The organism is uncultured Paraglaciecola sp. (assembly GCF_937123705.1).
Classification (GTDB): Bacteria; Pseudomonadota; Gammaproteobacteria; order Enterobacterales; family Alteromonadaceae; genus Paraglaciecola.
In genome coordinates this window covers 1-22,106 of record NZ_CAKZKO010000044.1, presented here as the reverse complement: position 1 = coordinate 22,106, position 22,106 = coordinate 1, and the positions used below count along the sequence as shown (strand labels likewise).

Genomic DNA, 22,106 nt, shown 5'->3' with positions numbered 1-22,106 from the left:
ACCTTACGGTGTCGGAAAAACCGAGCCGCTAAGTTGCCCAGAAGGGTGATTTGGCGGCTTTTTTTGTTTCTAGGGGACATAGTGAACAAACCGGAAAAACAAAACGCATCGCAATACCCACAGATGTATTATGCACGCCACATGGAAAGCGGAATCGCTGGCTATGAAGACGAAACAATCCTGATCGATGCCGATTGCATCAAAGACATGGTTAAGAGCTTTGTTGGCAAGCCGGTCTATGTTCACCACCAAGACGTTGATTTAAAAAACCTCAAAGAGCAATCACACGGTTATGTGGTGGAGAGCTTCTACAATGAAGCCGATGGCTGGTTTTGGGTTAAGATGATTCTGACGGATGATATTGCGCTAGAGGCCGTGGCCAACGGCTGGTCGGTTTCCAACGCTTATACATACGATCAATTTTCTGGTGGCGGTACCTATCACAACTGCCCATACGACAAAAAGATTCTAACCGGTGAGTTTACGCATCTGGCTCTTGTGCCTAACCCGCGTTACGAGGAGGCGGCCATCTTCTCTCCCGATGACTTCAAATCTTATCAGGAAACTAAGAGGCTAAAACTAGCAGAAATTAAAAACTCTCTATCCAAACCAACGAAAGGTAAAACGATGTTTAAAGTATTTAAAAACACCAAGGAAGAAGTGGACTCAGTTGACGAGAACACAATGATCGAAATCAAAAATGATGACGGTACCGTTCAGGAAGTAAAAGTTTCTGACATGGTAAAAGCCGTGGCCAACGCCAAAGAAGAAGAAAAAGAAAAAGTGAACATGGACACCATGGTTAAGGTTGGCGATGACGAAATGAGCATCAACGATCTTGTGAAGGGTTACACCAAGCTATCTTCAAAGAAAAACACCTCCGAGGACGACAAGGAGAATGAAGACGATGAAGAAGACAAAAAAGACGAAAAAGCCAATGAGTCGGATTCTGATGATGACGAAAAATCTAATGAAGATGATGACAAAGAAAATGAAGATGAAGGCGATGAGAAAAAGAACTCAAAGTCGGATCATTTTAATGAGCTTAAAAATGCAGGCAAGAACAAGAAAGTTAAAGTAAATAGCATTGATCTTGGCATGAACCAAACGGCACGCGGTCAGTCAGCATACGGCTCGGCAGCGTTGAAGAAGTAACCCCTAGTAACAAACAATTTTAAGGAGATAAAAAATGCCAAATATTAATAGTTTTGAGCAAGCACCAGAAAAAGGCTCGGTTGATTTAAGCTTCCACGGCAGCGTAGTTTCGGCTCGCGTTAAGGAAGGTGAATCTGCAGCCCTTACCACTGGTCAAGGTGTGCAAATCGTAGATAACGATAACGGAATCCCTGATGTAACAGCAATGACGGCTGACACGCAATTCGCGTTCGGTTTCATTACTCGCAACGTTAAGGACGTGAGCTACGCAGCAGAAAAGCGTTGTGAAGTAGCGATGCAGGGAACTGCCATCTACCTAGAGGCTGGCGCAGCTATCGCACGCGGTGCCAACGTTGAGTATGACGTATCGGCCGACAAGGTAATCACCAGCGCAGGCACTAACCCAATTTGTGGTTATGCATATGATAAGGCGGCCGCTGACGGTGACCTTATCCGCGTTATTCTAATCACTCCGAAACTTGTTGCTTCGGTATAATCTGACTAACACCTGAAAGGATATTTTAACCATGGAAAAGACACAAATTTTAAATGACAAGGGTGAGCCAGTGGTACTGAACGCACAAGAGCGTTCTCGTGCAAACGTGCTGCAGGCTCAATACAATAACGAGCTACGCAACACGCTCGGCTACGAAGTTGACATCACTACGCTAACAACAATCAGTAAGCGCGTTGTAGAGCAAAAGTTCTTCACGATCCCATTTGCTGATTATATGCCAGTGCGCGTTGGTGAAGGTGCGTGGGCTAGTGAGATTCTCACTTACCGTGATTACGCTATCGGTGGCGACTTTGGAACTGGTGTGGTTAACACCGGTAACGCGAAGAGTCGTCTTGCTGAAGTAGACAGCGCGATCAATTCTATTAAAGTGCCAATCCTAAACTGGGCAAAGCAAATTAACTGGACGTTCATGGATCTTCAGATTGCTTCACGCTCAGGTAACTGGGACATTGTGACAAGCAAAGAAAAAAGCCGTAAAAAGAACTGGGATCTTGGTATTCAAAAGATCGCGTTTCTTGGCATGGAAGGCTATGCAGAAACCAATGGCCTGCTAACGCAGAGCGATGTGACTGCAAACACAAGTGTTATCACAAAGTACATCAAATCGATGACTGCTGCTGAATTTGACACTTTTGTTCAGAACGTTGTGAGTGCATACCGCACCAACGCGGTTAACACGGCATATCCAACGCACTTCATTATTCCGGAAACGGATTATGTTGGCTTGGCTGCCCCTGTTTCTGCTACATACCCGAACGTTACTAAGCTTGAGTATCTAACTCGCGCTTTCCAAATGGTAACGATGAATCCTAACTTTAAGATTCTACCGGTTGCTTACGCGGATCAGGCGAACAATGCAGACATCACTGGCTTGAATAAAAACCGTTACACGCTGCTTAACTATGACGAGGACACTATCCGCATGGATATTCCTGTTGATTACACAGCAACGTTGCAAAACACAATTAACGGTTTCAACTTTGAGAATGTGGGTTATGGTCAGTTCACTGGCGTGAAGGCATATCGTCCTCGCGAAGTGATCTATTTTGACTTCACATAATAATTGAAAGGATAGCAAAATGGCTGTTAAATTACACAACAAAGGCAAGCGCACCATCGAGTACAAAGGCAACAACTTTGATGCTGGTTCGACTGCAAACTTCACGGAAGATGCGGCTAAGTATTTACGCAAGCTTTATCCAAATGAAGTGGTTGACGTAAACGATGTCATCAAGGATTTCTCAGGCGAGGAATCAGGTGGCGAAGAAACTGTCAGCATCAAAGACATGAAGGTGGCCGAGCTTAAAGAACACCTTGATGCTGCTGGCATTGAGTACCCATCGGACGCAGTAAAGGCTGATCTTATCGAGATCGCTGAAGCTGCAGCCGAGGGCAATAACGAATAACAAAGTTTCCTTCTTGGCGGTTGGAAAAGGGGGGTTCCTGTGGATTTAGATACGATAACGGTTTCCGATTTCAAAACCTATTTTCGCAGGGACTTCCCATATGCCCCAGATGATGCAAACTTTTGTAGCAATTCAGATACCTACATATTCGATGAAGATATAACTAAGGCGTTTGGGGAGGCAAAGATGATGCTGAACCAAGCCCTTTTTTCTAGCGATGATGGCATAACAATCGCTTATCAATACCTTACCGCACATTATTTGGTGCATGATATTAACACCGGCCTGCAGGGCGTGGAGAGTACAGGTAACAACCCTGTTTCTTCAAGAAGCGTTGGCAGCGTGTCGGAAAGTTACTCTATCCCTCAACGGTACCTAGATGACCCCCAGCTTTCGTTCTTCACTAACACCGGCTATGGCATGAAGTATTTGAGCCTTATTTTACCGGCTCTGGCTGGAAATGTGGGAAGTGTCTGCGGGGCGACTAACCCATGACGGATACATTCAAAAACGAAAACGTTGAATACGATATGACGAAGCTTAACAAGCTGATCTCTTCGGTTGCTGAAGGGGGAAGCGTTAAGATCGGTGTGCTTGGATCGGATGCACAGCGTGGCGATGGCGGCATCAAAAATAGTGAGCTGGCGGCCATCCACGAATTAGGCTCTTACAGCAGAAACATACCACCGCGCAGCTTTTTGCGCGCCGCATTTCTCCATGGGCAAGATGAATTTGGAACGTTCCTTAAATCAGAAAAGAGCAAAGAGCTAATCGCAGAGGGTGATACAAAGACCCTGCTCGCACGCCTTGGTTTGTTTGCAGAAACACTTGTGCAAAGAGCATTTGAAACATCGGGATTCGGTCAGTGGCCAGCGTTGCAATCTTCCACAGTAAAGGCCAAAGGATCGAGCGCACCACTGATCGACACCGGCCAGCTCCGCAGATCAATATCTAGCGAGGTCGAATGATGGCCAAGACATTAAACAACATATCCGGAATGCCAAAAATGAAAGCCGCATTTGCCGGATGGTTTAAAAGCCTGACACTTCAGGTAGTGACCCAGACGATAGACGAAGGATTTGTCACCGATGATATGGAGAGCGTTACGTTTAAGGGAACCATACAGCCCCTTTCGAAAGAAGAGTTGCGCCTGAAGCCGGAAGGTCAGCGTTCTTGGGAATGGCTGCAAATTCATTGCCTCTCCGGTAGCCTGAACCTAACCACCAACGACCGCATTTGCTACAATGAAAAAATATACAAGGTCATGGCGTTGAAAGATTACAGCCTGAACAATTACATCGAATACCACCTCGTTGCAGATTATGAGGAGGAATGATGGAAACCTTAGCAGAGCAAACCATTGTTGATATACTCGGCAATCAAATGGATCTCGACAGCCAGCGTGTCTGGATCCGCGATCAAAATAAAAAGATACCACAGGGTGATGGCCTGTTTGTAATTGTGGGGATGATCTCCAGCAAGCCGTTCTCGGTGAACAAATACAGCACGCCAACCGATGACGATACCGGACTAAAAGAAATCCAAACCGTGATTGCTCAGGAACAAATTCAAATAGATATTATCTCCAGAAACACTGATGCGATTACAAGACGCTACGAAATACTGACCGCGCTTAACTCCACTTATGCGGTGCAGAAAATGGAAGCCGGAAACTTCAAGATATTCAAAATGCCAACCGCCTTTTTAAACGCGAGTGAAGCGGAGGGCGGTAGCCGGATAAATCGTTTTTCGGTGACAGTAACAGCCCATGTGTGGTATAGAAAAGAGATCGAGCTTGCTTCCGGAGATTTCTATAACGACTTTGACACTCGCGTGGATGACAAGGAAACAATTGATGAGGCAGACGGCCTTATTGAATTTACTATTGATGAAAACACTGACTTAGGAGGTCTAGCATGACAAGCGTATTACCAATCTCAAACATCATTAACGTTACTATCACCAACACACCCTCTGGATTGTCCGAGCGTAATGTAAACAGCCTCGCGCTATTTACTACCGATACGCCAAGCAATGCAGAAGCTTTTGGAGTGTATATTTCACCTTCACAGGTTGCCGAGCAATACGGAACCAACAGCGACACAGCGGCCATGGCAAACGCCATATTCGCGCAAACGCCTAATATCCGCACCGGTACCGGCCGATTGGTAATCATTCCCCTAGTGGCCTCAGTTAGCGCAACCAGCGGTGATGTAACCACGGCTGATATTTCTGCCAACGTTACGGCACTAAAGGCGATCAGCGATGGTGATATTCGCGTAACAATCGATGGCGTTAACTATGATCTTACAGCCCTTGATTTCACGAACTCAGATGACCTCGAAGACATCGCGGCAGTTATTCAGGCAAAGCTTGTAAATGGTACCGTAACAGCAACAGCCACAACGATCAAAATTACCAGCAAAAAAGTTGGTGACGATGCTGATGTGACGATTGCCCAGCTACCAAGTGGATCCGGTACCGACCTTTCTACGGCCGCACGCCTGAACGCATCTGCAGCAACGGCAACGAGTGGCGCAGACGCAAGCGGTGAAACAATCCTAGAGGCTATCGCACGCATGGGTGGCACGGTTTCTTTTGCCGGTGTTATCACTAACCTGAACATGGAAGATGATGTGGTTGAGGCCGTTTCTGATGGCATCCAGTCACAGGATCGCATTTTCCTACATCACTTTGCGAGCACCACCGATATTGCGGGGATTGCCACAACGCTACAGCAATCTGGAAACACTAAGACACGCTCCTTACTCTACACGGATGGTTTGGAGGAGGCTAACCTGTTCAAGGCAGCATATGCTGGGCGTGCATTTAGTGTGAACTTTAGCGGTTCCAACACATCGCAAACATTGAATCTGAAGCAGCTAACTACAATTACTCCGGACGCAAACATCTCGCAGACGCTTTACGCTGCAGCAGAAACGGCCGGAATCGATCTTTATGTTAGCTACCAAGGCGTGCCATCAATTTACTCTACCGGTGGCAATGATTTCTTTGACAATATTTATGCTAACCTTGCGATCAAATTTGCTTTGGAAACCGCAGGCTTTAACTTCCTGCGCCAGACCAACACTAAGGTACCGCAAACCGAAGCTGGCATGAATGGATTGAAGAACGCATACGCGCAAGTGTGTGAACGCTTTGTTCGTAACCTGTCGATTGCTGCAGGCTCTTGGACATCTTCAGAAACGTTTGGTGATCCCGAGATTTTCAAACAAAACATTCTTGATCGTGGGTATTACATTTACAGCCTGCCAATCACAGAGCAGTCCGCTGTTGAGCGCGAGGCTCGTAAAGCACCGCTTGTTCAAATCGCAATTAAACGCGCTGGCGCAATTCACTCTAGTGATGTGATTGCATTGGTGAATGACTAATTAAAAAAACATAAGGAGATATGATATGCCAGTAAGTACATTGACAGCAGAAGACACGCTAACGCTCTATGATCGAGTGATTGTTGATTTGGCCGATGATGATGTTTCATCCCTGTCGTTCAACAATGATTTGGTTGCGGTGAAAACCGGCAAGAACAAAAACTCTATCTACGCTAAAAACGAAATGGGCAACAACGCCACGCTAACTATTCGATTGATTCGCGGATCATCTGACGATCAGTTCATGAATAGCAAGCTGGTTGAAATGCAGAAGGATTTTGTTGCAACATCACTTGCGACCGGTGAGTTCGTAAAGCGTCTGGGTGACGGTCAAGGCAACGTTATCCGTGATGTCTACACCATGCAGGGTGGAACATTCACTCGGAGAGTTGATAGCAAGGAAAATGTATCGGGCGACACCGAGCAGGCCGTTGCTATCTATACCATGGTGTTTGCTAACGTGATTCGGAGCCATCAGTAATGAGTAGCAAAAAGATAACCACAAAGTCTGGGGCAGAGGTTGTTATTAACCCTGCCCCTTGGGCTGATGCAAAGCGATTAAAGGCCGCTATCCACAGCGTTCTCTCTCGCAGCAATAAGCTTGCCGGACTCAGCTTTAGCGCAAACCTGCTTTCTACGCTTGATCTCGTGTTTGAAGTAGATAGCAGCCCAGAGTTAGAGGCCGCTTTGTGGCCTTGCTTGGCGCGTTGCACACGCGATAAAGAGGGAATCAACGAAGCCATGTTTGATGACGTTGCCGTCCGCGCTGATTACTACGAAATCGTTTTTGAATGCATCAAGGTTAATTACCTCCCTTTAGCAGAAGGCCTGTTTTCCGTGTTAGGCGAACAGCAAGCGGTGGAGCAGGCTCAAGACGACACCCAAAAATAGATATTGATGACGATGCGCTTTTTGTCGCCATCAAGTTAGCAAGGTTAGGTTATTACGGAGGGTCGCCAGATGCTATAATGAGGGCACCAGTAGACGAGGTTAAATCCATACTGGAATACGAGGAATTTGAGGCCGATTACAAGGAGGAATATTTTACTTTAAACAAGAGGTCTGTAGAGGAATAGAAAAATGAATGTAGGTGATTTTTTTGTAAGGCTTGGCGTAAAGTCAGATAATCGAAATCTTAAGGAGTTCAACTCGGAGCTTCGTGATGGCCTGCGTACAGCCCTAAAGTTCACCGCAGTGGTCGGAGGCGTTGGGTTTCTCAAACGCATGACGGATGCCTCTGCAAAGGCTGCTGTAAACATCAACAACATATCGACCCGCCTTGGGGTGGCCACGGATCGAGCACAGAAGTTTGCATCAGTAGCGAACACATTAAACCCCAATCTTAGCATTGAGAACGCCTTATCCATTTACGAGAACACGGCACGCTATGCTGGAATGTTGCCATATAATGGTGCTGGCAAGGGTGCTTTCTTTGGCATTGATGCAGGCGATAATTCGGCAGAAAAGGTCATGGCCAAGCTACGCAAGAACTTTGACCGCGTAGAGGCTCAATATGGCCGTGTTTTTGCCGTTGATGCCGTAAAAGAGATCATGGGTACCGATCAGGCACTTAATATGCTGCTTGCTACCAACAAAGAGATCAATGACGCATCAAAAAACGGAATGTTCTCTCCGGAGGCTTTGCAGAATTTAGAGGCATATGCGCGTGAGCTAAATGTGATCGATAACAAGTTCACGGCTCTGAAGGGCAATCTTCTATCAACACCGGCTGGTATATTCGCAAAGTTCCTGAAGGAATGGAACGATGAAGTAGAGCGCGGGGGCGGTCTTAAGGGCTTTCTTTCATCTGTAGGCGCAATGACTGACCGCATTGGCGAATGGAATCCTTACGGTCTGGGGGGCGATAGCGGGTCTGATATGCCAAAGACCGATAACGTGACCGGCAAGATGCCAAAGAATGTTAAGCCGCATCAGCGGCAAGATTACGCAAGACGGTTTTTCAAAAGCATGGGGTGGACGGATGCACAGGCCGCAGGCATGGTTAAGCGTCTGGCCATAGAAAGCTACTCACACTTAGATCATCAGGCCGTTGGCGATGGTGGGCTTGCTTATGGAATCGCACAATGGCACCCCGACCGGCAAAGAAACTTTGCTAAATGGTCAGGAAAAGACATAAGAAATTCATCCTTTGAAGAGCAGCTGCGCTTTGTTAATTACGAGCTGACCAAGGGACAAGAGCGAAGTGCTGGATCACTACTTAAAAAGACCGTAAACGCGGACGAGGCTTACGCAGTATTTACAAATAAATATGAGCGTCCGGCCGCAGAGCATCGCGCACCACAACAAATCATCCAGAATATCCACGCACGCGGTGATGCAAAAGCCGTTGCTGACGAGGTGGTTCGCGCAACCCAACAGACAAATATAGGGGCAGCGTACTAATATGACGATCACTAACCTGAATGATTTAAATGACGGCTTGCAGAAGTATCTTGTATCGCCATTGTCTGCCTTTGGAATTGGCGGCTATGTTTTCGATGTTGCAAACGAAACCATTGCGGATATACGAAGCGACATTACCGACCATTACACCGAGGCCAATGTTGCCGTACAAGACCACATCGGAATTAAGCCGAAGAGAATATCACTAAGAGGCTTCACCGGTGAGGTGGTATTCAGGCCTGAAGGAAACGAAGAGGGCGTGGCTCAAACGCTGACAAAAAAGCTGGTGAATGTTACGAGCTACCTCCCCGCGCTATCAAGTGCCGCGCAGCAAGTGCAGGACGTTATACAGTCAGGATCAATCGAATCGGTGACGCTGGAATCGGCCTCTGATATATTCGGTCTGGTTCAAAACTCTCTGTCCGGATCCGGCAAGGCCGCGCAACAGCAAAATGTTTACCGATACTTTGTCGCCCTTCAGGAGCAAGGCGTTTTAATGGGCGTTCAAACCCCATGGGAATTTCTAACGAATATGGCCATCGAGGGCATCACAGCCGTTCAAGCAGAAAACAGTGATCTGGTAAGTGACTTCATTGTTACCTTTAAGCAAATCCGCATTGCCGAAAGCACGCTGGCTACATCAAGCCCAAGAGGGGCAAGTCAACAGGGCGACGCTTCCGTGCAGGGCGAGAGCGAAACACAGAACGGATCCATTCAAGGTAAAACGCTTCCGGACAAAAGCTTGCCTGCACGCATTGGTAATATTGGAAGCGTCACCGATTTAAGCAAGATCACGGATGTATGGAGTTATGGGCAATGAGATATATAAACCGGATCACCGAGAACTCTAACCAACGATTTATACTTACCGGCATTGACGGAATACGCATCGAGGCACGCCTTCGTTTCATGCCGCGCATCCGCAGATGGATGCTTGATGTGATTTACAACGATGTTTGCATAAAAGGGGTGCCGGTGTGCAACTCTCTTAATATGTTGCGCCAGTACCGTGACCAGATCCCATTCGGTATTTCGTGCATAAGCATTGACGGAATAGACCCATTCCGCATTGACGATTTTAAGACGACAAGAAGCTCATTATTCCTTCTTGACGAAAGCGATGTTGAACAAGTCGAGGTTGATTGGTTTGAGTGATGACTAGAAAATTTGGCAGACAATACAGAGTTACGATATATCCGTTTGATGGTGGTGACCCCATTATTGTTGAGCTTCCGTTCACCATAAAATTCTCTATGACGCGCAGCATTAACAGCAGCACGAATCCACTGGTTTTGGAAATCTATAATCTGAATGAAGAAAGCCGCAATCGTATATTTCAGGATTGGAACGACATCGCACCGGCCGAAGATGCAAACGGTGATCCCATACTAAATAACGAGGGGCGTGTTCGGGCTTTTCACAACATCATAATCGAGATGGGCTATGATACGCTTTACAAGGTATATGACGGCCGGATGACTTATGCTGGATCCACGCGCGAGGGAACAAACATCATCACGCAAATTCAAGCCATGGATGGGATGCTTAGTATCGCAGGAACGCAAACCTATCGAACATTGGCCGAGGGCAGTACCGCACGCGACTTGATCAACTCTTTGATTGAGGACTATAACGAAACCGGAATGAAAGCAGGAGCTGTTGGTAGCGCAGAGCAGATATTCACACGGCCGGTTGCGCTAAGTGGAAACACATGGGAGCTGCTAAAACAAAACACCGACTCAAAGGTTTATGTTGATAATGGATTTGTCTTTGTCCTGAAGGATGACGAGGTTTTAACCAACGTTCAAATAATCGATGCAGCAAGCGGTCTGCTTGAAACCCCAAGGCGTGCAGAGGCAATACTTGAAATCACAACGCTATTGGAGCCTGCGGTCGGTGTCGGTGAGCAAATCGATCTTCGAAACACGATACAAAAAGAATATGATGGAGTTTACAAGGTCATATCAATTACGCATAGCGGTGGTATTTCGGCCGCAGTATCCGAGCAGACCATCACACGATTCGGGCTTCAGGCTCCTGATAAATTTAAGGGCTTCACGGTCGTAGAAAGAGAGAGCGGGGCTTAATGTACAACATACCAACACTAAGAGCACCGGCCGAGCCGGATATGATGTCGCTGCTCGATGAGCTACGAAAGCAGCTTAAAAAAGAAATCAACGTTGCCAAGATTGGAACGATTGAAAGCTACGATGCAGCCAAGCAAGAAGTCAGCGTTCAAATTACCCACAAGGTTGTAACCAGCATAAAGCCGGATGGTGCGCGCACCCTTGCCGATTACCCATTGCTTTTGCGGGTGCCTGTTTATTACCCCTCCGGTGGCGGGTTTACGCTGACCTTTCCAATATCTGCAGGCGATGAATGTGTGGTATTGTTTAACGACCGTCAGATCGATGATTGGCTCAATACCGGTGACAGCCTCCCGCCTGCGACCGGCCGGATCCACGACATAAACGATGGCATTGCCTTTGTTGGCATCCGCAGCAATCCCAATGCGCTTTCCAGCGTTTCGACCACCACCACGCAGCTACGAAGCGATGACGGCAACACATATGTTGAGGTTGCGGGTAACGATATTGTGAAAGTGAAAGCGGACACCAAAGTTCTTCTTGACACACCGCTCCTCGAAGTCACAGGAATCATCGACATTCAAAACGAGAACAGCGTGGCCAATGCCTGCACTATCGATGGGGATATTTCTGCCAACGGTGATGTGATTGGCGATGCGGACAACACTAGCATATCACTTGTTAACCATGTGCATGATGGTGTAGAATCAGGAGCAAGCAATACAGGGGAGCCGGTCGGATGATATTTAGAAACCTAGACAGCGATGGGGATTGGACTTTCGGTATTGGCAAAGGAAACTATGTTGCTGACAACACCGCCATTGGCCTTAACATTAAAACCAGAATCCTAAGCTGGGTCAACGATTGCTTCTTTGATCTGGATGCCGGTATTGATTGGATCAACCGCCTCGGTCGCAAAGATACCCGCGCAATCTTAGAGGCAGACCTCAGACGCATCATATTGCAAAGCGAGGGCGTAACCGGAATAGTAAGCTTCGATAGCACATTAACCGGACGCAACTTTACCGCCAATTATTCAGTAAATACGATTTACTCCAAAGAATACCAAGACAGCATTACTCAAAGGATTTAACCATGCCCAACACATTAGACAGAAACGGCCTAGTAATTAAAGACGTGAACGAGGTTACCAATGATCTGGTTGCCGATTTCAAATCGATTTATGGGGATCAAATAAACGTAGATCAGAACAGCCCCGATGGACAGATAATTGGAATCATGGCGCAGGCGGTAATTGATACACTGGAATTTTTAGCGAGCATAAACACAAGCTTTGATCCCGACCACGCGCAGGGCAGCATCCTTGATTCTCGTGTGGCCATTAATAACATCACCCGACTTGGTGGTACCTATACAATTCAGCCCATAAGCATCACCACGGATCGAACGGTGAGCCTTGCCGGTCTTGATGGTGATTTTAACGACCCCGATGGTGCTGGCTATACCGTTCAGGATGATTCCGGCAATGAGTTTATATTGATTGACAGCACGGTGCTGGGTGCCGGTACCGTAAGTAAAAACTTTAGAGCAAAAACCATTGGCGAGGTTTCGGTACCGACAGGAACCATCACCACACCAAAAACAATCGTTAATGGCGTGACGGCAGTAAACAACGCATCGGCCGAGATCACGCTTGGCCAAAATCAGGAAACAGACGCGCAGCTACGCACCAGAAGACAGCAAAGTGTAGCCAACGCCACCACTGGGTACTTAAACGGCCTGCTTGGGGCAATTCTAGCCCTTGATGGCGTAACGAGCGCGGTACTATACGAAAACAGCACCAACACCACGGATGCAAATGGAATACCACCCCACAGCATTTGGCTAATCGTGGCCGGTGGGAGCAGCGATGATATTGCCAATGAAATCTACGGCCGCAAATCTTATGGCTCAGGGATGCTGGGTGACACCACAGTAGATATTACGACCGCAAGCAACCAGATATTTACGGCAAAGTTTGACCGGCCTGCAGCTAAAAACCTACATATCCGCTTCGATATTCAAACAACGGTTTCCGGCACGTTATTTGATCAGCCGAGCATTAAAACCTACATCGAGGAAAACCTTGTTTATGGCATCGGTGATTTTGCGGAAACTTCGGCAGTGACGGCCGTGGCACTTGCTGGGATTGTAGCCTCTAGCGGTGGCGGTGTTCCGGTGAATGTTGAGGTTTCGGATGATGGGTCTACATGGGTGGATTATCTGGCTGTCGATACGCTAGACGAGCAATGGGCTGTGGCAACGGCCAGAATCACCATAACGGAGCTTTAAGGATGGCAGATAGCGCAACAGTACAAAGCCTGATTAGCTACTACACAAACCTTCTGATTGTTCAGTATCAGGATAAAACAAAGGCAAAGGCAACAATCGAATCTCTCGTTGATGAAGTCATCGCTGATGGAATCGCTTTTGATGTACTCAACGGTTACGATATAGACACCGCTGTTGGCGACCAGCTCGATGTTATTGGGAAATATGTCGGTGTTGATCGCTTTTACTTCAGTCAGGATATTGATGGCCTCTATTTCGGTTACTCAGATACAAATTCGATCGAACCAACGGATGTTACCGGTTACGCCAACACCTCGGACTTCAACTCCAAGGCCGGTGAACTGCTTTCTATCTTCGACATTATAGGCTCCGGCTTCAAGCTTTCCGATGATAATTACCGTGTTTTGATCAAGCTAAAGATACTGATAAACAGCTCAAATTTTTCAGACAAGCGCATCGATGACGACCTCGAAGAGATATTTGAAGGCGACATATATGCCGTTGACAATTACGACATGAGCCTAGAATACTTTACATCATCCGACTTATCACTTATAGTACAGGTGGCATTAGCAAAGAATTTGTTGCCCACCCCGATGGGTGTAAGAATCAATCACCTTATAGAGGATGAAACTTATTTTGGTTTTTCTAACACCAATGAAATAGAGCCTGCCGATGTAACAGGCTACGCTTCAACCGCCGATTTTACCACCAAAGAAGGAGAATATTTAGGTAATGAAAACTTGATCACTTAGGGGTTTAAAATGGCGAAGATTACAAGAAAACTAGCGAAGATATTTGCAAGCAACGCAGGCGGGTCTGGTGTTGCAGAATTCGGCAGCACGGCCGATGGCACACCGGTATTTACTACCGACCCAGACGACATACAGAACACTGGCTTCGAAGAAGGTCTTGCGGCCAGTGTAATTGCTGGCACTAAGCAGCTCCCTGTTCTTGAAGAAATGAATGGTCTTTATAATGTGCTCTCTCGTCAGATTGCGTACTTGTTCCAAGAGGGTGGGATTGCTGAATATAACACCGACACCGAGTACCATCAAAACAGCATCGTTAAAAAGACCGGCACCTACGAGATCTATGGATCAAAGACAAATACCAACACCGGCAACGCTCTACCAAGTCAGGCAGATAATACAAACTGGCAATATCTAGGCACGCTGGAGAATCTTGCCGGATCAGGTACCGCGCAGAGCTTTACTAACGAGTTTCGCTTAACCCTCACTTCCAACACGCCAGTAACCACCTCGGATGTAACCGGTGCGACAACTATTTATTGCACGCCATACCGAGGAAACAACATCGCGCTTTATGATGGTACCAACTGGAACATGATTACCTCGGCACAATTCTCTCTTGCCTTGGGGACGATTACTTCCGGCAAGAATTACGATGTCTTTTGTTATGATGATTCCGGCACCGCAACGCTTGAAATGCTTGTGTGGACAAACGATACAACACGCGCCACGGCTCTTGCTTATCAGGACGGTGTGCTCATTAAATCAGGTGATGCAACCAGACGCTATCTTGGCACATTTAGAACAACATCAACCACGACCACAGAAGATAGCTCAACCAAGCGTTTCCTTTACAACTACAACAATAGAATCAAGCGTTATATGTTCAAAGGCACGACCGGAAACTGGAACTACACCACGGCAACATTCCGTCAGGCAAATGCATCGGCAAGTAATCAGGTCGAGGCCGTGCAAGGTGTAGCAGAAGACGAGGTTTCCATTTCGCTCTACGCTCTGGCAAAGAACAGCAGCGTACCTGTTGCTCTAACTTCTGGCATCGGTATTGATTCAACGACCGTAAACAGTGCGCTCGTATGTGGTACCGATAGCCGTAACGCTGATGGCATCGAGGCCGTTGAGGCAAACTACTCAGGAACACCGGCTGCAGGCTACCACAAATATGTGTGGCTAGAACACTCAGAAGCAAGCGGCACAACCACTTGGTACGGAACAGAGGGCGAATATAAAGCTGGAATCATGGGCAGCGTCCAAGCCTAGCAGGGGAATGTTATGACGATACAGGCTGGAAAGTGGGACAAGTTTATAATCTACAAAGGCGCAACCTTTGATGAGGTGATATTGTGGTCAGATGACTGTGGTGACAAAATAGATCTCACAGGGGCTACAGCCCAGATGGACTGCAAATACAAAATAACTGACGCTTCGCCATTTTTAACGCTTAATACATCAGATAGCAGCATTGTTATTACTGGGGGAGATGGGAAAATAAACCTTCTTCTTACTGAGGTTCAGACCGCTGCCCTCACCGCAGGAAAGGCCGTTTATGATCTAAGGGTTACCATGCCATCGGGCGATGTTATTTTCCTTCTTTCTGGTAAAATAACCGTAATGGAGATGGTGACGACATGAGCACATTGGCCATAAAGCAAACGAAAGTAGCCAGCATCGGAGACAACATAACTAAGGTTGTTACCGTTGGGATGCAGGGTGCAACAGGTGCAAATGGCATTGGTGTGCCAGTGGGCGGGGCAACAGGACAAGTATTAGCGAAAGCAGGTAATACAGATTATGATACAGAATGGTTAAGTGTTGGTGGCACTGGTACAGTTACCAGTGTTGCGCTTAACGTGCCGACTGGTTTAGTCGCATCTGGTTCACCAATCACCACGGCTGGGACACTCAGCATATCTCTTGATACTGGCTATGTTATCCCCTTGCAATCCACGCTTAATAGCTTTCTTACTTCATCGGCTCTTACACCCTATGCCCTTTTATCGGGTGCAACATTTACAGGCACAATCAGTGCTACTAATTTATCTGGTACGAATACAGGCGACCAGACAAATATCACTGGCAATGCTGGAACTGTCACCACGATTAACGGACGCATTGAAGCGGGTACGAATGTAACAATCACAGGCTCGGGTACGGCTGCAAGTCCTTACAATATCAGCTCGGCAGGTGGTGGTTCATGGGGTTCTATTACAGGCACTCTATCAGATCAGACGGATTTACAGGCTGCCTTGGATGCAAAACAGGCAACGCTTGTATCTGGCACGAATATCAAAACCATAAACAGCACTGCGATTCTTGGCAGTGGTGATATATCGGTTGCAACAGCCGCGCAAGGCGCATTGGCTGATACGGCATTACAAAGTTATACTGTTACGGAGGGTGATGTCACCGCGCACGAAGCAGCGCTTACGATTACATCTTCACAGATTAGTGATTATAGCACGTCTTTATCTGGCAAAACCAATACTACCGCATTCACACCTACATCAGATTACCATCCAGCAACTAAGAAGTATGTTGATGATGAAATAACGGGTGCGGGCGGATATAATGATGAAGCAGCACAGGATGCTGTTGGTGGAATATTAACGGATTCGAGCGAAATAGACTTTACCTATGATGATGCAACACCCAGCATTACAGCATCGATTAAGGCTGGTTCTATTGATGAAACAAAATTAGATAGTAGCACGAATGCTTCACTTGATCTTGCTGATTCCGCAACACAACCGGCAGATATTGCAAACTTCATTACCGCTTCATCTACTGACACGCTTACAAATAAATCAGGTAGCAATAGCCAATGGACTAATGATGAGGGCTATATAACCGACTACACCGTTACGGAAGGTGACGTTACAGCGCACCAAGCAGCCCTTACCATTACAGAATCACAAATTAGTGACTTTGGCACCTACCAGCCATTAGCTGCTGTACTAACAAATACCACGGCAAGCTTTACTACAGCCGATGAAACCAAATTAGATGGCATTGAGGCGGGTGCAACTGCTGACCAATCAGACTCCGAAATTAAAACAGCATATGAGAACAATGCAGACACCAATGCCTTTACTGACGCTGAGCAAACCAAGCTTAGTGGAATTGAAACAAGTGCAGATGTTACGGATGAAACCAATGTAAAAGCTGCATTAGATAATGCGACATTGACAGATGTAGGAACGCCCGCATCAACAGACCGCATATTGTTACAAGATGCCAGTGATTCCAATAACCTTAAATATGCTGACTTCTCAGAATTTGGCGGTGGCGCAAGCCAGTTATCAGATTTAAGTGATGTAGGAACAACCACCCCAACACTAGGTAATGTTCTAGTGGGTGATGGTACTGATTTTGACAGTGGTGCATTGGCAGCAGAATATGTAACCGTAGACACCACAGGCTTTAAAGTTCTTGGTGGTGCTGGTAATATGCAGGCCGTTGCAGCAGCGGGTGACACAGCAGCATTTCACGCTAGGGGTACGGAAGTAAGGGGCGGTACTGGTGCAGTAAGCTTCACCATAGGAGCCACTACGTTTGATGTGGCTGCAACCAAGGGTCAGATACGTGATGGCAGTGCTTATTATAACATTGACTATGCAGGTGCTACTGGCGTTTCTGTTATCTCAACATCATCACCTAGTATTTATGTTTACATTGATGCCGCTGGGGCATTGCAGCAGCAAACTACAGAGCCTACACGAGAAGAATTTAGAGAGAAGCTATTTCTAACTCGTCTTGCCTTTAGTGGCAGTACATTAGCGGCACAGGAACAAATTGCTAATCCGTCTGGTCAATACACCAATACGTTTAGAGATTATCTCTCTTATGTGTCATCCCCTAAGAAGGGTTTGGCATTAAGTGGTAATGCAAGCTTAACATTCCAAGTGGCGGCTGGTTCAATCTTTGAGCTAGGGACAAATAATGCGGGAAGCTACACGAATCCCAATGAACTGTCATTTTCTGCACAAGACCCGACCACATTCTTTTATCTGAAGCAAGATGCAACGATTGCGACAGCTCAAACCAGCATCAACGTAACACAGTATGATGATGGTGGTACGCTCACCAACATGACCAATAACCGCTTTAAGATCATGGTGGTTTATAAGTTTAACTCTGGCAATCACGTTGTACAAGAAAGCCAAGATCAATATTCATCATTAGATGAAGCACAGGCAGCTATTTCAACCAGAACGTTTGTGGAAAACGCTGCACTGGCTAACGGTACGCGCTTAGGTTGGATATTGGTAAAGAAGAACGCCACCGACTTAACCGATACTTCTGAGGCTCGTTTTGTACAGGATAACGGAAGCTTCTCAACATCAGTAGGTGTGACAGGTGCATTACTTGCTTCCAATGATTTATCTGATTTAGCAAACACAACAACAGCACGTGCTAATTTAGGTGTTGAGATTGGTGTAGATGTTCAAGGACATAGTGCGGTGCTGGATGCTACTACAGCCTCCTTCACCACAGCAGACGAAACCAAACTGGATGGTATAGAAACCGCAGCCGATGTGACTGATGAAACGAATGTTATTGCTGCTTTAAGTGGCGCAACCCTGACTGCCGTAACGGTAGCTGGAACGGATAAGGTATTAATTCAGGATGCATCGGACTCTGACAACACTAAAACAGTTACAGCACAATCCATTGCAGATTTAGGTGGTGGCGATGTAGCTACGGATGATATTTGGGATGCCAAAGGTGATCTCGCTGGCGGTACGGGCAGTAACACAGCGTCACGTTTAGCAGTTGGCAGTGATGGACAAGTTCTGGTTGCTGATAGCTCAGAGGCTACAGGAATGAAATGGGAATCGGCAGCAGGCTTAGGCAAGGTGCTGGAAGTGCAGGATGCAAGCAGTAGCTCCAGCATTGATTTTGAGCTTGTAGGATCTTACAGACGCTACATTATTGAAATTGAGGATTACGTTCCTTCTACTGCACAAGAAGTCTTATTGCGTTATGATACCGGCAGCGGTTTTATTTCTACTAGCACCTATCAGCAGTCAGAAGATGGTCGCGATAGTGATGGCAACCCCATTGAGGGTAACGCATCAAACAATGATGGTATATCGCTTTCTGGTAACGATTTAATCGACAGCACCAGTAGCAATAGCAATAACTTCAAGATTGAAGTGGTCAACCCCTCTGCATCTAATCGCACATGGTCTAACATTGAGGGTAATTACAAAGTCAATGGCACGAGCCGTTGGCGCAGGGTGACGGGTGCGGGTAACAACGATTCCACATCAGCAGTAACGGATGTGCAGATTATCCCAAGCACAGGCACGATTACTAGTGGCAAGTTTACACTGATTGGGATTAATGATGGTGTTTCAACTGGTGGCATTAAGCTAGATGAAGCCAATGAATATACCAAGACTCAGAACTTTGACGCTACGACCTTAACTGATGCTGCAACGATTAACTGGAACCTTGAGGATAATCAAGTAACCAGTGTGACGTTAGGTGGTAATCGCACAATGGCAGCACCCACGAATCTTAAAGACGGTGCAACGTATATTCTAAGAGTCATTCAAGATGCAACTGGCTCACGCACCATCACATGGAACAGTGTGTTTAAATGGCCTTCTGGCACAGCCCCGACACTTTCAACAGGTGCGAATGACATTGACCTTATCACCTTTGTTTCAGACGGAACCAATTTATACGGCACAGCACAACTGGACTTTAGTTAGGAATTATCATGTACGCAAAAGTAGAAAATAATGCAGTCGTAAAGACCATGAGTCGCTTACCAAAGCAGCATAAGCTCGCTGATGGTAAGACCACAGGCAATTTTGACAAAATGCCCTCCAGTGTTCATTTAAAAGAAGGCTTTTGCCCTGTTGAAGAAAAGAAGCCAAAATATGATGCAGCGATTCAAACAATAAACCTTAAAACAGAAGTTGTTGGTAAAGATAAAGTAACACGCCAATACGAAGCTAAAGACATTCCCATTGCAGAACTTAAAAAAGCAAAACTGTATGAGCTAGAAGATGCGTTTATTACGGCATTAGCAAATGAAACGCCACCTCTAACGAATATAGACCAATTACAAGCCGAAAAGACACTGAGAAAAAAACGCTCTGAAGTCATGCGCCTTACCGATGCAAAGAAGGTGGTTGATTATAACGTGAATGAGGGCTGGTAATGTTTACTTTTCCTACAACCTTTATTGGTAGTGCAGCATCGGCTGAAGACCCTACAGACACCTATGGGGAATTTGATGGTTCAAATGATTATGTAACCGTACCAGATGATTCCACCTTACAATCACAAGCAGGTGCTAGTGGCACTATGTCTATAGCTGCTTGGATCAACCCTAGCAACTTCACAACTAAGAGTGCCATAGTAAGTAAATATGCCAATGGTGGAGCAGATAATGCTAGAGAGTTTCTATTTAGAACCCTAGACGGAAGCAACGCGGGAAAATTGATCTTGGGTGTATATGACACATCATCCAGTAATTATGATTCCGCTAGAAGCACCAATACCATAAACACCTCGGAATGGTCGCATGTGGTTGTTACGTTTGATAACAGTGAATCAGGTATCACTAATAAAATTCAGATATACATCAATGGAACACTAGAAACTATGGTCAGGGATGGATTCTCCGGCACATTCTCATCCATCCCCGATTCAACAACTGCTTTTGAAATAGGGGTGTTTGGGGCTGGTAGCCAACCCTTCACCGGCGGGATTGCGGAGGTAAGATATTATGGCGATGTCCTCACCGCTGATGAAGTAACTTATCTTAATTCTCTTGGTGCTTCCGGCACAGACCCAACAACAACCGATCTGGAGGGGCATTGGAAATTTGATGAAGGCACTGGCACGACAGTTGGTGACAGCACAGCAAACGGCAATGACGGTACTGCTACCAATATCACGGAGGGTACGTTTTGGAACCCATAACATTTATCATAGGTGCTTGCTTGGGCCGTTTTCGTGGCGGTGCTTTGAATGAAACCATCCGCAACTATTTGGGATTCCCTAATGGTTGGGAATTAGAAAATAACTATGCCCGTTTGCCGTGGGCTATAGCTGTTTATTTTGTCTTATTAAGCCAGATTCAATTCGGACTATTCCCGCGCGATCACGTAGTCGTGCCATTGCTTATGTTAGCCGCTGCCATGGGCGGTGTGATACCGAGTTATTGGGGTGGTAAGTTCAACCTTGCATTAAAAGAAAACCGCAACCCTAGAAACTACGCATGGCTAACATTACGCGGCATGTTCATTGCCTTTCCAGCGGCAGTTATAGCAGCGGCTTATGACGTGCCTAACGGCTTTTATGGTGTGGTTGCAGGTGCATTATTCGTGCCTGCTTATCTGACTGGATACTGGATTCACAGCAAATACAATAAATGGATGGCTGGCAGTCAATATGGCGAGGCTCTTTTATACGGTTCAATCTTAATGGCGATAGGGGTGTGATGTGCGATTTTTACAACGTAAGGGTGGCGAAATACAAACCTCTTACATTCAATCACCAGATAATTTAAGGCGTGAAATGGAAGATGTATTAAGAGAAAATGGCATACCTGTAGGCGAAGCAAAAAAAGTAAGCCGTGCGATTCGCTTTGCTGCGTGTGTTTCGGGTCGCATAGATGAGTTTGTAGATATGCTTGTTGGTATGTCCTTTAAAATGATTATTACATGGATTCTAGGGGCAGTTGCGGCTTATTACGGCATCATCAACCTTGATGCAATAGCAGAAAGGTTGGGGCTATGACTAAGGCAAATATTCTAGTTGTTGAAGATAACAAGCATGACACGCTTTTAATTAAAAAGTTGTTTAGCAATTCACGCATTAAGAACAGTACGAAATATGCAAACAACATATCAAGTGCAAGGGAAATTATAAACACCACTAATTTTGATCTGGCCTTTATAGATATTGTTCTGCCAGATGGGAGTGGTTTAGATGTGGCTGAATTGTTGGGGGGATTGCAACCACACTGTGCGGTGGTTATTTTATCAGGTACAAAAGAAACCGATACAGTCATGAGGGCAAAAGAAATAGGGGTTGAAACCTTTGTTGCCAAACCCCTTGAT

General features: G+C 46.2%; 27 protein-coding genes. All 27 read left to right on the top strand.

Features of this window, described 5'->3' with window-relative positions:
* The first annotated feature begins 81 nt into the window (after window positions 1–81).
* Complete coding sequence (locus Q0688_RS07565; protein ID WP_299074744.1) at window positions 82–1,155, top strand: DUF2213 domain-containing protein; 1,074 nt, start codon at window positions 82–84, stop codon at window positions 1,153–1,155.
* 34 nt (window positions 1,156–1,189) lie between these two features.
* Entirely contained in the window at window positions 1,190–1,651 is a 462-nt protein-coding gene (locus tag Q0688_RS07560; RefSeq protein ID WP_299074743.1) for a DUF2190 family protein, read from the top strand.
* A gap of 31 nt (window positions 1,652–1,682) precedes the next feature.
* Window positions 1,683–2,732, top strand: coding sequence for a major capsid family protein (locus Q0688_RS07555; protein WP_299074742.1), 1,050 nt, complete (start codon window positions 1,683–1,685; stop codon window positions 2,730–2,732).
* Window positions 2,733–2,751: 19 nt separating this feature from the next.
* Window positions 2,752–3,078, top strand: a complete 327-nt coding sequence (locus Q0688_RS07550; protein WP_299074741.1) for a HeH/LEM domain-containing protein — start codon at window positions 2,752–2,754, stop codon at window positions 3,076–3,078.
* A 39-nt stretch (window positions 3,079–3,117) separates the two neighbouring features.
* Complete coding sequence (locus Q0688_RS07545; protein WP_299074740.1) at window positions 3,118–3,573, top strand: DUF4054 domain-containing protein; 456 nt, start codon at window positions 3,118–3,120, stop codon at window positions 3,571–3,573.
* The gene (locus tag Q0688_RS07540; protein ID WP_299074739.1) at window positions 3,570–4,046 is read left to right on the top strand and encodes a hypothetical protein; all 477 of its coding nucleotides are present in this window, start codon (window positions 3,570–3,572) and stop codon (window positions 4,044–4,046) included. The genes Q0688_RS07545 and Q0688_RS07540 overlap by 4 nt, the downstream gene beginning before the upstream one ends.
* Window positions 4,046–4,414, top strand: coding sequence for a hypothetical protein (locus tag Q0688_RS07535; RefSeq protein WP_299074738.1), 369 nt, complete (start codon window positions 4,046–4,048; stop codon window positions 4,412–4,414). The genes Q0688_RS07540 and Q0688_RS07535 overlap by 1 nt, the downstream gene beginning before the upstream one ends.
* Window positions 4,414–4,998: a hypothetical protein gene (locus Q0688_RS07530; protein WP_299074737.1), complete on the top strand. Its 585-nt coding sequence runs from the start codon at window positions 4,414–4,416 to the stop codon at window positions 4,996–4,998. The genes Q0688_RS07535 and Q0688_RS07530 overlap by 1 nt, the downstream gene beginning before the upstream one ends.
* Entirely contained in the window at window positions 4,995–6,470 is a 1,476-nt protein-coding gene (locus Q0688_RS07525; protein WP_299074736.1) for a DUF3383 family protein, read from the top strand. The genes Q0688_RS07530 and Q0688_RS07525 overlap by 4 nt, the downstream gene beginning before the upstream one ends.
* A 25-nt stretch (window positions 6,471–6,495) precedes the next feature.
* Window positions 6,496–6,951, top strand: a complete 456-nt coding sequence (locus tag Q0688_RS07520) for a hypothetical protein (RefSeq protein WP_299074735.1) — start codon at window positions 6,496–6,498, stop codon at window positions 6,949–6,951.
* Window positions 6,951–7,361, top strand: coding sequence for a hypothetical protein (locus Q0688_RS07515; protein WP_299074734.1), 411 nt, complete (start codon window positions 6,951–6,953; stop codon window positions 7,359–7,361). The genes Q0688_RS07520 and Q0688_RS07515 overlap by 1 nt, the downstream gene beginning before the upstream one ends.
* A gap of 189 nt (window positions 7,362–7,550) precedes the next feature.
* Complete coding sequence (locus Q0688_RS07510) at window positions 7,551–8,873, top strand: phage tail tip lysozyme (protein WP_299074733.1); 1,323 nt, start codon at window positions 7,551–7,553, stop codon at window positions 8,871–8,873.
* 1 nt (window position 8,874) lies between these two features.
* The gene (locus Q0688_RS07505; protein WP_299074732.1) at window positions 8,875–9,693 is read left to right on the top strand and encodes a phage baseplate protein; all 819 of its coding nucleotides are present in this window, start codon (window positions 8,875–8,877) and stop codon (window positions 9,691–9,693) included.
* Complete coding sequence (locus Q0688_RS07500; protein WP_299074731.1) at window positions 9,690–10,028, top strand: hypothetical protein; 339 nt, start codon at window positions 9,690–9,692, stop codon at window positions 10,026–10,028. The genes Q0688_RS07505 and Q0688_RS07500 overlap by 4 nt, the downstream gene beginning before the upstream one ends.
* Entirely contained in the window at window positions 10,028–10,960 is a 933-nt protein-coding gene (locus tag Q0688_RS07495) for a hypothetical protein (protein ID WP_299074730.1), read from the top strand. Before Q0688_RS07500 ends, Q0688_RS07495 begins: the two co-directional genes overlap by 1 nt.
* Window positions 10,960–11,703, top strand: coding sequence for a Gp138 family membrane-puncturing spike protein (locus Q0688_RS07490; RefSeq protein WP_299074729.1), 744 nt, complete (start codon window positions 10,960–10,962; stop codon window positions 11,701–11,703). The genes Q0688_RS07495 and Q0688_RS07490 overlap by 1 nt, the downstream gene beginning before the upstream one ends.
* The gene (locus Q0688_RS07485) at window positions 11,700–12,053 is read left to right on the top strand and encodes a hypothetical protein (RefSeq protein WP_299074728.1); all 354 of its coding nucleotides are present in this window, start codon (window positions 11,700–11,702) and stop codon (window positions 12,051–12,053) included. The genes Q0688_RS07490 and Q0688_RS07485 overlap by 4 nt, the downstream gene beginning before the upstream one ends.
* 2 nt (window positions 12,054–12,055) lie before the next feature.
* Window positions 12,056–13,252 carry a baseplate J/gp47 family protein gene (locus Q0688_RS07480; RefSeq protein WP_299074727.1) on the top strand — a complete coding sequence of 399 codons (1,197 nt, stop codon included), beginning with the start codon at window positions 12,056–12,058 and terminating at the stop codon, window positions 13,250–13,252.
* A 2-nt stretch (window positions 13,253–13,254) separates the two neighbouring features.
* The gene (locus tag Q0688_RS07475) at window positions 13,255–14,007 is read left to right on the top strand and encodes a DUF2612 domain-containing protein (protein ID WP_299074726.1); all 753 of its coding nucleotides are present in this window, start codon (window positions 13,255–13,257) and stop codon (window positions 14,005–14,007) included.
* A gap of 9 nt (window positions 14,008–14,016) precedes the next feature.
* Entirely contained in the window at window positions 14,017–15,282 is a 1,266-nt protein-coding gene (locus tag Q0688_RS07470; RefSeq protein ID WP_299074725.1) for a hypothetical protein, read from the top strand.
* A gap of 12 nt (window positions 15,283–15,294) precedes the next feature.
* Window positions 15,295–15,654: a hypothetical protein gene (locus tag Q0688_RS07465; protein ID WP_299074724.1), complete on the top strand. Its 360-nt coding sequence runs from the start codon at window positions 15,295–15,297 to the stop codon at window positions 15,652–15,654.
* Window positions 15,651–19,742 (top strand): hypothetical protein, encoded by a 4,092-nt coding sequence (locus Q0688_RS07460; RefSeq protein WP_299074721.1) that lies wholly within the window; start codon window positions 15,651–15,653, stop codon window positions 19,740–19,742. The genes Q0688_RS07465 and Q0688_RS07460 overlap by 4 nt, the downstream gene beginning before the upstream one ends.
* Before the next feature lie 8 nt (window positions 19,743–19,750).
* Entirely contained in the window at window positions 19,751–20,197 is a 447-nt protein-coding gene (locus Q0688_RS07455) for a hypothetical protein (protein ID WP_299074719.1), read from the top strand.
* A complete protein-coding gene (locus tag Q0688_RS07450) occupies window positions 20,197–20,964 on the top strand; it encodes a LamG domain-containing protein (protein ID WP_299074717.1) in 768 nt (255 codons plus the stop codon). The genes Q0688_RS07455 and Q0688_RS07450 overlap by 1 nt, the downstream gene beginning before the upstream one ends.
* Window positions 20,952–21,485, top strand: a complete 534-nt coding sequence (locus Q0688_RS07445) for a hypothetical protein (protein WP_299074715.1) — start codon at window positions 20,952–20,954, stop codon at window positions 21,483–21,485. Before Q0688_RS07450 ends, Q0688_RS07445 begins: the two co-directional genes overlap by 13 nt.
* Before the next feature lies 1 nt (window position 21,486).
* On the top strand, window positions 21,487–21,783 hold the full coding sequence (locus tag Q0688_RS07440; RefSeq protein ID WP_299074713.1) for a hypothetical protein: 297 nt from the start codon (window positions 21,487–21,489) through the stop codon (window positions 21,781–21,783).
* The coding region (locus Q0688_RS07435) for a response regulator (protein WP_299074711.1) at window positions 21,780–22,106 on the top strand (327 nt) is incomplete at its 3' end. The genes Q0688_RS07440 and Q0688_RS07435, both read left to right, overlap by 4 nt.